The 9,348-nt window shown below is 31.3% G+C and carries 10 protein-coding genes and 1 pseudogene; 9 read left to right on the forward strand and 2 right to left on the reverse strand.

Features of this window, described 5'->3' with window-relative positions; genetic code table 11:
• Nucleotides 1-13 precede the first annotated feature (13 nt).
• Complete coding sequence (gene pepF, locus ACFCYN_RS16555; RefSeq protein WP_375950410.1) at nucleotides 14-1,825, reverse strand: oligoendopeptidase F; 1,812 nt, start codon at nucleotides 1,823-1,825, stop codon at nucleotides 14-16.
• A 220-nt stretch (nucleotides 1,826-2,045) separates the two neighbouring features.
• Here pepF and ACFCYN_RS16560 point away from each other — a divergent pair, with 220 nt between their 5' ends.
• The 4 genes from ACFCYN_RS16560 to kynA all read left to right on the forward strand — a co-directional run bounded on the left by ACFCYN_RS16560 (nucleotide 2,046) and on the right by kynA (nucleotide 6,000).
• Nucleotides 2,046-2,567, forward strand: coding sequence for a hypothetical protein (locus ACFCYN_RS16560; RefSeq protein ID WP_172444735.1), 522 nt, complete (start codon nucleotides 2,046-2,048; stop codon nucleotides 2,565-2,567).
• Nucleotides 2,567-3,445, forward strand: a complete 879-nt coding sequence (locus ACFCYN_RS16565; RefSeq protein WP_375950412.1) for an ABC transporter permease subunit — start codon at nucleotides 2,567-2,569, stop codon at nucleotides 3,443-3,445. Before ACFCYN_RS16560 ends, ACFCYN_RS16565 begins: the two co-directional genes overlap by 1 nt.
• Entirely contained in the window at nucleotides 3,442-4,494 is a 1,053-nt protein-coding gene (locus ACFCYN_RS16570) for an ABC transporter permease (protein WP_375950414.1), read from the forward strand. The genes ACFCYN_RS16565 and ACFCYN_RS16570 overlap by 4 nt, the downstream gene beginning before the upstream one ends.
• Nucleotides 4,495-5,160: 666 nt before the next feature.
• Nucleotides 5,161-6,000 carry a tryptophan 2,3-dioxygenase gene (gene kynA / locus ACFCYN_RS16575; RefSeq protein WP_172444732.1) on the forward strand — a complete coding sequence of 280 codons (840 nt, stop codon included), beginning with the start codon at nucleotides 5,161-5,163 and terminating at the stop codon, nucleotides 5,998-6,000.
• A 366-nt stretch (nucleotides 6,001-6,366) separates the two neighbouring features.
• On the opposite strand, the pseudogene ACFCYN_RS16580 reads toward kynA, so the two are convergent.
• Nucleotides 6,367-6,845 (reverse strand): annotated as a pseudogene (locus ACFCYN_RS16580) (DinB family protein).
• Nucleotides 6,846-7,132: 287 nt separating this feature from the next.
• On the opposite strand from ACFCYN_RS16580, the gene ACFCYN_RS16585 reads away from it, so the two are divergent.
• The 5 genes from ACFCYN_RS16585 to ACFCYN_RS25540 all read left to right on the forward strand — a co-directional run bounded on the left by ACFCYN_RS16585 (nucleotide 7,133) and on the right by ACFCYN_RS25540 (nucleotide 9,034).
• Nucleotides 7,133-7,684 (forward strand): hypothetical protein, encoded by a 552-nt coding sequence (locus tag ACFCYN_RS16585; RefSeq protein WP_375950417.1) that lies wholly within the window; start codon nucleotides 7,133-7,135, stop codon nucleotides 7,682-7,684.
• A 200-nt stretch (nucleotides 7,685-7,884) separates the two neighbouring features.
• Nucleotides 7,885-8,097: a hypothetical protein gene (locus ACFCYN_RS16590; RefSeq protein WP_172444729.1), complete on the forward strand. Its 213-nt coding sequence runs from the start codon at nucleotides 7,885-7,887 to the stop codon at nucleotides 8,095-8,097.
• A 95-nt stretch (nucleotides 8,098-8,192) separates the two neighbouring features.
• The gene (locus ACFCYN_RS16595) at nucleotides 8,193-8,393 is read left to right on the forward strand and encodes a hypothetical protein (RefSeq protein WP_172444728.1); all 201 of its coding nucleotides are present in this window, start codon (nucleotides 8,193-8,195) and stop codon (nucleotides 8,391-8,393) included.
• A gap of 186 nt (nucleotides 8,394-8,579) precedes the next feature.
• The gene (locus tag ACFCYN_RS16600; protein WP_375950419.1) at nucleotides 8,580-8,756 is read left to right on the forward strand and encodes a hypothetical protein; all 177 of its coding nucleotides are present in this window, start codon (nucleotides 8,580-8,582) and stop codon (nucleotides 8,754-8,756) included.
• A gap of 179 nt (nucleotides 8,757-8,935) precedes the next feature.
• Complete coding sequence (locus ACFCYN_RS25540) at nucleotides 8,936-9,034, forward strand: hypothetical protein (protein ID WP_483867242.1); 99 nt, start codon at nucleotides 8,936-8,938, stop codon at nucleotides 9,032-9,034.
• Nucleotides 9,035-9,348 lie beyond the last annotated feature (314 nt).

The raw sequence follows: 9,348 nt of genomic DNA on the forward strand, positions 1-9,348 counted from the left end.
TTTTTTAATTTCTTTAGAAAAGAGACTCTAATTCAGTTACTAATGAACCAACATAGTCTACAGCTTCTTTAATCGGTGCACTCGTCGTTAGATCAACCCCAGCCATTTTTAAAAGTTCAACTGGTTTTTTAGATCCGCCTGTTTTTAAAACATCGATCCAAGCGTCGATAACTGGTTGTCCCTCTGTAGCAACTCTTCGCGAAATAGCAGTAGATGCAGTTAAACCAGCAGAGTAAGTATATGGATAAAGACCCATATAATAGTGTGGCTGGCGCATCCAAGTTAAGCTTGCACCTTCATCGATTTCGACTGAATCTCCCCAGAATTCCTTCAGAACATTGCCTTTAACCTCACAGAATGTTGACGCTGTAAGAGGAGTACCTTTTTCAGCAAGCTCATAAACTCTTCGTTGGAATTCACCTTCAAGTAAATGAGTTACAAAATTATGATAATAAGTACCTAATAATTGAAGGATTACCCAGCGCTTCATTTGTGGATCATTTGTCTGTTTTAGTAAATATTGTCCTAATAACATCTCATTAAATGTTGAAGGGGCTTCAACGAAATACATTGAAGGACGTGTATTGACTACACGTTGGTATTTATTTGCATAGTAAAAATGGCCAGCATGACCAAGCTCATGTGCAAGTACAAATGCATTTCGCATCGTATCCTGCCAGCTTATTAAAATGTATGGATGTACGCCATAAGGACTAGAACAGAAAGCACCTGTTGATTTTCCTACATTATCGCAATAATCAATCCAGCGCTCATCAAAAGCTTTTTCCATGACTGAAATGTAATCAGCTCCCATGACTTCTAATGATTTTAAAATTGTTTCTTTAGCTTCTTCATATGTTGTACTTGGATTGAAATCGGGATCTAAAGGTGCTTTTAAATCGTAGAAATGAAGCGTTTCAAGTCCAAGCTGTTTTTTCTTTAAGTTTGCTAGTTTACGCATATGTGGAGCAAGTTCCTTATAAATAATGTTTAATTGATTATGATACATTTCTAAAGAAACTTTATGATTTTCTAATAGCATGTGAGTTACTGAATCATATTTACGTAATTTACTTAAAGTAACTTCTTTATTTACTTGAGTTGCATAAACAGCAGCATATGTATTTTTGTATTGGTTAAGAGTTTTAGTAAACGATTCATAAGCTTCTTTACGGACTGTATGATTTGGAGAGAATTCATATAAATTTTCAAACATAGCAAACGAATTTTCTAATTCTTTTCCGTTATCATCTTCGAATGTTTCGAATTTTAAATCAGCGGATTTACTTGTTTGGTAAATTCGATATGGGGCAGAAGTGACTTCACCAAGTGCTGCTAAAGCCTCTTCAGTTTCAGGAAGTAATTTATGTTGCTTAGATGCAATAATGTCTTCTAATAATAATTTAAATACTTGAATTTCTTTTTCTTCTTTTATAAACGCTTCTAACATTTCATTATTTAAGTTTAATAGCTCAGACTGTATAAATGTTAAAATTGTATTCGCTTTCGTACTTAAGCTTGAGAACTGTAAACTATCAGATTGGTTTTGTGGATCAGACCCATCTCCAGACTGACGTAAGCTTACATAACTACCGCAACGAATTAATTGAAGCATAATTGATTCATAAGTTAATAATGTCTTTTTTAAACATTCCGCGGATTTTAAAACAGAACCTTTTAATGACGTTGCCTCAACTAAATCATTTTCAATAAGCTCTAAAGCATCTAACCATTCTGCACGAGTTGGGTATAAATCCTCTAATTTCCATGTCATTTCAGTTGGTACTTCAAAACGATTTAATCGCTTTACTAACATTTTTTCCATCAAATTGCCTCCTTTAATAGTAGTTGGTACGAGTTTATTATACTGCATAAAAACAAAATAAGGGTGAAATTGTTCGATAAAATTGAAAATTATAACAATTAAAGTGCACAAGATGACATTATTTTGATAAAATTAATTGAATTTGGTTGAAAATTTTAATATTTGTAAAAATAATTGGAAAGAAATTTTATATGTTAGGAAAGGGGTTTTTTAAGAACTGATGAAAAAATTTAAAATGATTTGTTTTCTAGCCTTGGCAACTGTCGCGCTATCAGCCTGTACAATTAAAAAGCCTCCACAAAATTTGGCAATCCATGCAGATGGTAGCTTTGATACAAAAAGTATCGGAATTAAAGTGGATTCGTCACTTCCAAAAGACGCAAAACTTCATCTCATTTTTCAAGATGATGATTCTATGAGTATAGTCTATAAAACTATTGTTAAAACAGACGATAAGGGTTCTGCATATAAGAAAATTTTATTAGACATAAACAATAAAAACTTAACAGGTTTATTATTTTTTAAGCCTGAAGAACAACCGAAAGCAATCCAAGATAAATTTGGTAAATATGGTGAAAACATTAGATCGAATGCAATTGGTTATTCAGTAGGGAAAAAGAATAACGAAAAGTATATGTATATTAAGCAATATGGAACGTTCTTGAAATTTGGCAAGTTGAGAAATTCAGGAAATATTATTTATTACAAAGAAAAGATAAAGCCTGTAAAGGAGGGGAAATAATGATACAAACAAGTAGAATTATTTCTAAATACCTTCTTCAATTTTGTTTAACGATATTTGGAATCGGTTTAATTACCGCCACTTCTTTTACTTTATTGTTACCAAAAGGAGAGCGCTTAGTGGAGTTTTGGAACCAACTACAAATCTTTTTTTGGAGCTTTTTTTATTTCAGTCATTTAGAAGTATACTTAAAAGATTTTCAATACGTTCCTTTTTCTTCCGTATTTTTAGAACCTTATATGTATTCATTTACAATCCTTTTTTTTGCGTTTTTAATTTCCATCATCGCAGCTTTAATTTTATCTTATGCTGTTAATATTGGACCAAAATCAGTTAGAAAAATAATAAATAGTGTACTATTTTTCATGCAATCAATACCAGATGTTATCATGATTTGTGGATTACAAATTTTCTTTCTATGGATCTTTAATAAAACAGGGGTTAAAATTGTAGACCCAGTAAACGGTTTTGAATCAAAAGCCTATGTATTACCGATTTTTCTTGTATCAATCATTCCAACAATCCAACTATTCCAAATGTTATGTCTGGCAATTCAAGAAGAAAAAATTAAAGACTACGTAGAATATGCAAAAGCGAAGGGGCTCTCAAATTCTTGGATCATGATTCGTCATATTTTACGAAATGTAACGATTACATTATTAAGTAATAGCAAGTTAATATTTTGGTTAATGATTTCGAATTTATTAATAGTAGAAAAATTCTTTAATATGCAAGGTTATTTTACATTTTTATTTAATAATACTGGTTCACCTGAAATCTTTTTTATGGCGCTAGTTTTACTATTTATCCCTTTCTTTCTATTAGAAATTATCTTTAAACAAATTGTTCTTAAAATGAAAGGGGGAGAAGCAATATGAAGATAAAGAAGTATTTACCTATATTAATAGGAAGCTTTATCATATTAGGTTTAATTATCTTTAGTTTTATTTATACGTACTTTATAAAAGATACATTAAAGCCACCCCCTTCACTGTTATACAATGCTAAAGGAAGATTAATCGACACAACTGGTTATCCTCCAAGTTTAAAATATATTTTCGGAGTAGACAGATTTGGAAGAGATGTATTTTGGATGGTAATTGATGGTGCTAAATACACATTATCCATTGCAATTATAGTAGGATTAATGAGAGTAGTATTTGGAGGAATATTAGGGGCTTTTTTTGGCTTTGTAAATGGTAAATGGTTAAAAATTATAGAACCAATTATAAACGCTTTCCGTTTTGTTCCTGCAGTCATCATTTTATTTCCATTTTTTGTATTGTTAAATGATGTTTCAGAAGTAACAAAGGAAAAAACAATTGCGATCCAATTATCTTTATTGATTATAATTTCAATACCAGTATTGATGAATTCAATTGGTGAAGAAGTAAGAGACTATTTAAAAAACGATTTTATAACGAGTTCTAAAATAATTGGAGCAAGAAATAGATGGATTAGAAGAAAACATGTCATTCCATATCTTCGAAGTCGTGTTTTATTATTATTTGTCCAACAGACAATTCAAACTTTATTTTTACTAACTCAATTAGCTGTTTTTAAACTATTTATTGGTGGTGTGAAAATTCTTTCCATAGATATTGGAGTCGACCGACCGATGTCAAAAGCAAACGAATGGTCAGCAATGATTGGTGCCAATTATATAGAATTATCGATAGACACATGGGTAATTGTCGGACCAAGTATAGCATTTATCGTCTCAATTTTTGCCTTTAACCTAATTAAATTGGGGATTGAACGATTAATGGAGGACCAGGGACCTACTATTAAAAAGAATCAATCAATTGAAGAAAAATTATTCTATCCTGAAATAGATGATTTTGATTTTGTGAATAAGGAAAAATTAACTGGAGCAACTGATTTAAAAGAGGAAGTACCTCAAAGTGGACAACTTGTAAGTAGATGATTTATCTGTAGTGAGCATTTGTTCTAAATTTAGAGCAAAGGTTTTATTTTTTTTAGCTAAACGGGTTTTTTTGTACTTTTAATGTATATTTTTAATTTCTTATGCAACTAGCCGGCAGTATAGTTGAATAAGGTGAAAAATAAAAAATGATATATTTTTGCAAAATTAGAATCATATCAATTTACCATATAATAATAATTAAGAGTTTACATTTCAGCTCTTCAATAAGAAAAAGATTTTATTTAGGAGGGGGATTTTGAAATTAGGTAGACTTATTGGTATAAGCCTAACAATCCTGTTAGTTGAAATTGAAGGAATTATTAAAGATTAAATTGCATTATCATTTCCAAACCGAAAATGTATTCTATCCTATAATTCTCGGTGTTTTGGCGGGATTAACTATATTTATAATAGAAAAGATAAACCCAACTATTTCTAGCGGATGCGTCAGTTGGACATCATTTTTATTATCACTAATATAAAGCCACTTTTCTGCTATAAATTTGTAAAAATAAAAGAGGCTTTAAAAACAGATTTGAGATCCATAAAATTAATAATTGAGTTGTCGTTTTGTACATACTATTTTTAAAAAAAGTGATTTATTGTAACTAATCAATAAGAAAATGTATTAAAATAAAATAGATTGATTATGAGGGGGCTTATATAATGGGAAACATAGATAATAAAAATCTCGAAAATAGTATTCAATTAGACTTTCAAAAAGAAATGTCTTACGGTGATTATCTCAGTCTTGATCAGATTTTATCAAGCCAGCATCGACTTTCGAACCACCATGATGAAATGCTTTTTATCATCATTCATCAAACAAGTGAGCTTTGGATGAAGCTAATTTTACATGAAATGAATTCGGCGATTGCTTGTATTCGCCGCAATGATTTAGAACCATCAATTAAAATGCTGGCACGTGTTTCCCGCATTCAACAACAGTTAATCCAGTCATGGAGCGTCCTTTCGACGTTGACACCATCTGAATATATGCAATTCCGTGACAAACTGGGCCATTCCTCTGGATTCCAATCCTATCAGAATCGCTTGATTGAATTTGCGCTAGGAAACAAAAATGCACATACGCTGGCTGTTTATCAACATCAGAAGGAGTTACATTCGATGTTGCTAAATGCTCTTCATGACCCGAGTATTTATGATGCTGCCATATCTGCACTTGTGGCGCATGGTTTATCGGTTGATAAAGAAGCTCTTGAACGTGACTGGTCACAAAGCTATGAACCAAATGAGAGTGTTGAAAATGCATGGCTGACAGTCTATCGCAATCCCGAACAATATTGGGATCTATATGAGTTGGCAGAGAAGCTAGTCGATATTGGCAACCAGCAGCAGCTATGGCGCTTTAATCACATGTCGACGGTTGAAAGAATTATCGGCAATAAGATGGGAACAGGCGGATCTTCAGGAGTTAGTTATTTAAAAAGAGTTCTAGATCAACAATTTTTTCCGGAGCTTTTGAGTTTGCGTACAAAGCTTTAGTAAAAAGAGGCTGACTCAGGGGAACTGAAGATGGATCAAAGTAATTAAATATAAATTTTTAATAATACTGGCACCAAATTTATGCTTCTTTCGAATTTAATTACATTGAAAAGAAAGTAATTAAATTTGATGTGAATCTAAAAATTGGAAGGGCATATGTAGAACGTGTAAAGTGTTTATCAAAACAATTTCTAGCAAAAGGTAACTTCCTTAAAGAAGTTGCCTTTTTGAGTTTCTTGTAACGAATTTTAGGTTCGTATAGCAAATAAAGGATTTTTCTTGTTCAATTAACTAATGCTTTAGTTGAATAAAAAAAGAAAACCACCTCTTTTAAATGTGGTTAAAATTCCTCTGAAAGTCCAATTGTTAAGTATCAAATAAACTCCTACCAATCAAGTTTGCAGTAACTGGCTTTTTTGCAATTTCTCGTGACCATATTGATAATTGACCAATGTGGTGGATCTCATGGACGATAACATGCCGCATTACTTCACCGTATCTATGTGCTTCCTGTTTTCCATCATCCAAGATATCAATCATTATGTGATCTTCAAGGCCATCGTTCCAACCGTAGACAAATGGAGCAAGTTCCACGTGACAACTGTTGGAAAAATCCTTTATTTTTTGTAGGCTGGCCACTTCCTCGAACAAAGGGATATTAATCGATTTTTCTAGAATCCCACCACTTATCCAACCATACTCGACTGCCACAATGTGATAGAGCGTTGGATGATGTAACCTACACCACCATTGCGTCTTTTCATCAACTCTTCCACGCTCACAGTTTCACACCAGTCGAACCAGTCATTGCGGACTTGCCAGTTATATTCGAATAGTTTCAACATTGTTGTTACCTCCTATAACGTTAACTTTGTCTATTTCTACTATAATTCGTCATATTAACCTGTTATCCTCCCCGTTAGCTTAACAGGGAGTATTAACACTTAGCGTGATTCTATAATTTTAAAAAGTTATGCAACTAACGGGTGCGATTCTTCAATAACGAAGGATTGTTTTTCTTATGCAACTAACGAAAGAGTTTATTGCACTATATGGCAGTTTAGTTGTACAAAAATATCAAAATTCATGTTATTCTCAAAGGAAATAATTAACGGATTAGGTGATCCCCGTCATGAAAGAACATTTTGAAATTAAAGTTTCAAAACAAAATTGGGTGTGTTCACAGGAAGAAGATTTATGTTCACACGGAGAAATATACTTAAATGTAAATGGAACTATTATTACACAACCTGGTTTAGAGGAAGAATGGGGAATTAGTGAGTCTGCGTTAGCTTTATTAAGAACCTTAAATAAAGATTATATTTGTGACCCCAATAATGAAGAAGGTCTTATCCTTCACGGCTGTGGCACAATTTTAATGAATAGTTGCCCCATTTCAATTCATTGGACAGTACAGCATCTTGGAGACCAAGTATTATTATCGAATTTTGTTAAAGTTATTACAACTAACCCTCTGACTGGAAGTATTTATTACCGAGGGCTACAAGTTACAATAAGCAGTAAAGAATATAAAGAACTTATTGTTTCGTTCGCTATACAAGCCAAGAAACTATTCGAAGATTCTCAAGAAAAACGAATAGATGATGATTTCGATAAGGAAATGTATAAAAGATTTTGGGATGAATTTAACGAATTATTAAAGGTACATTCCAAAAGTAATTAACAAGTTTTTAACGGTTCTTCTTCAACTAACGGGTGCGTTATTTTAAGAGATGAATTACTTTAGCTATTATAAAAGTAGAAGAATAATATAATTAATGAGAAAAGGGGATTATCATTATTTTTAAAAATAAATGTAGTCATGATGAATTATATAGGGTAGAGGCAGATTTTGCTGATCCTATTTGGTGTGCTAAGTGTAATTTGAATTTTGATATCGATGACTTCCAAATCTCTGAAGAGTTATACAGAGATTTAATATCATGGGTACATGATTATCAAAATTCAGTAGATTTGTTTAAAGCACCTTCACTACCAGAGGATAAGAAAGTTAAACATAATGAAAAGGGAGTATTATTGGCAAAAAAAGTTCAAATTGAATTAGGTGTATCTGTAATTTTTAATCCTTTAACATAGAGGTCATTAATAGATTCGTTATACAACTAAGGCACTGCTTTAGTTCAATAGTAAAGTGCATTCTAGAAACAAAGAAGTATTTTTAGGGGGAATATATGAGAATTATAGTAATCATTATTAGTTCAGTATGTATTTTAATTCCTCTAAGATTATTATTTATGGAACTAAAAGAAGCGAAAAAAATAAATGAAAGAATTGGGATGTTATTTGGTTTCTTTTTTGAACCGTTAGAACCATGGGCAATGCTATTCTATGTAGGATTTCTAGGATTTTTGTATGCTTTGATATTTCTTTAAAAATAACTATTTAAAGTTATTTACTTGTTCAACTAAAGCATGCATGAGTTAAAAATAAGCTCCAATTCATGTGGCTTTTTCTTATTCGACTAAATGGCAGATAGTTAAATAAAAGTATGTGTAAGGGAATCCCTCATAGTAATACGAATATAATTAGTTATAGATTTTGATATGGGGGGAGAAACCATGTGGGTAGGTGGCCTTTTATTATTATTATTATTTATAGGGCTTATTTCAATAGTTCAATTAATATTAAATAGAAAATGGGAATTAATATATACAACATACGGATATGAAGATTATTTTAAGATCATTTCTAAATTGAAAGATGAAGGTGTAAAGTTAAGCAGAATTACCAGTTAATGCTCGCAGTGATCGATTTAATGATAATACCCAATACGATATTTATGTTAAAAGGAAATAGCAAAAGTTTTGATAAAATTTCCATATGCAACTAAAGCATTGTATTAATATGCGAAAATCAACATTTTGGTTTAACAGAACCATCTAATAGTTCCTATGGATCAGGTGTAAATTTACACATTTCATTCTTTGAGCGGTTTGCTCAATACAAATTTATTGAAATTATAATTGCTAACTATAAAAAGTTTAGCCGAGAGTTAATGATTTTGAGGAAGTAATGTGTTTGTTGTTGAAGTTAATTAAAAAAAATAGGAATTAACTAAAATAATTTTCTACTAACCTAACCATCTTCCTCAAAAACAAGCTAACTGTTGTTATTTCTTGGAAAAAATAATATAATTATATTAAATAATAATTAAACTTAGATCCTTTGTGAAAGGGTGTTAAACAATGAATTTCACTATTTACTTTGGGAATCATGAAGATAAAGAAGTACATACAATGGATTGTTATGTAGATGTTGAGGAAGAAACTGTTTCTTAAGAAATCGATCAAATAAGCGTAATTTCAAGGATGCGAAAAATTTCGTATC

Origin of the sequence: Gottfriedia sp. NPDC056225 (genome assembly GCF_042267765.1) — a bacterium.
GTDB lineage: Bacteria > Bacillota > Bacilli > Bacillales > Bacillaceae_G > Gottfriedia.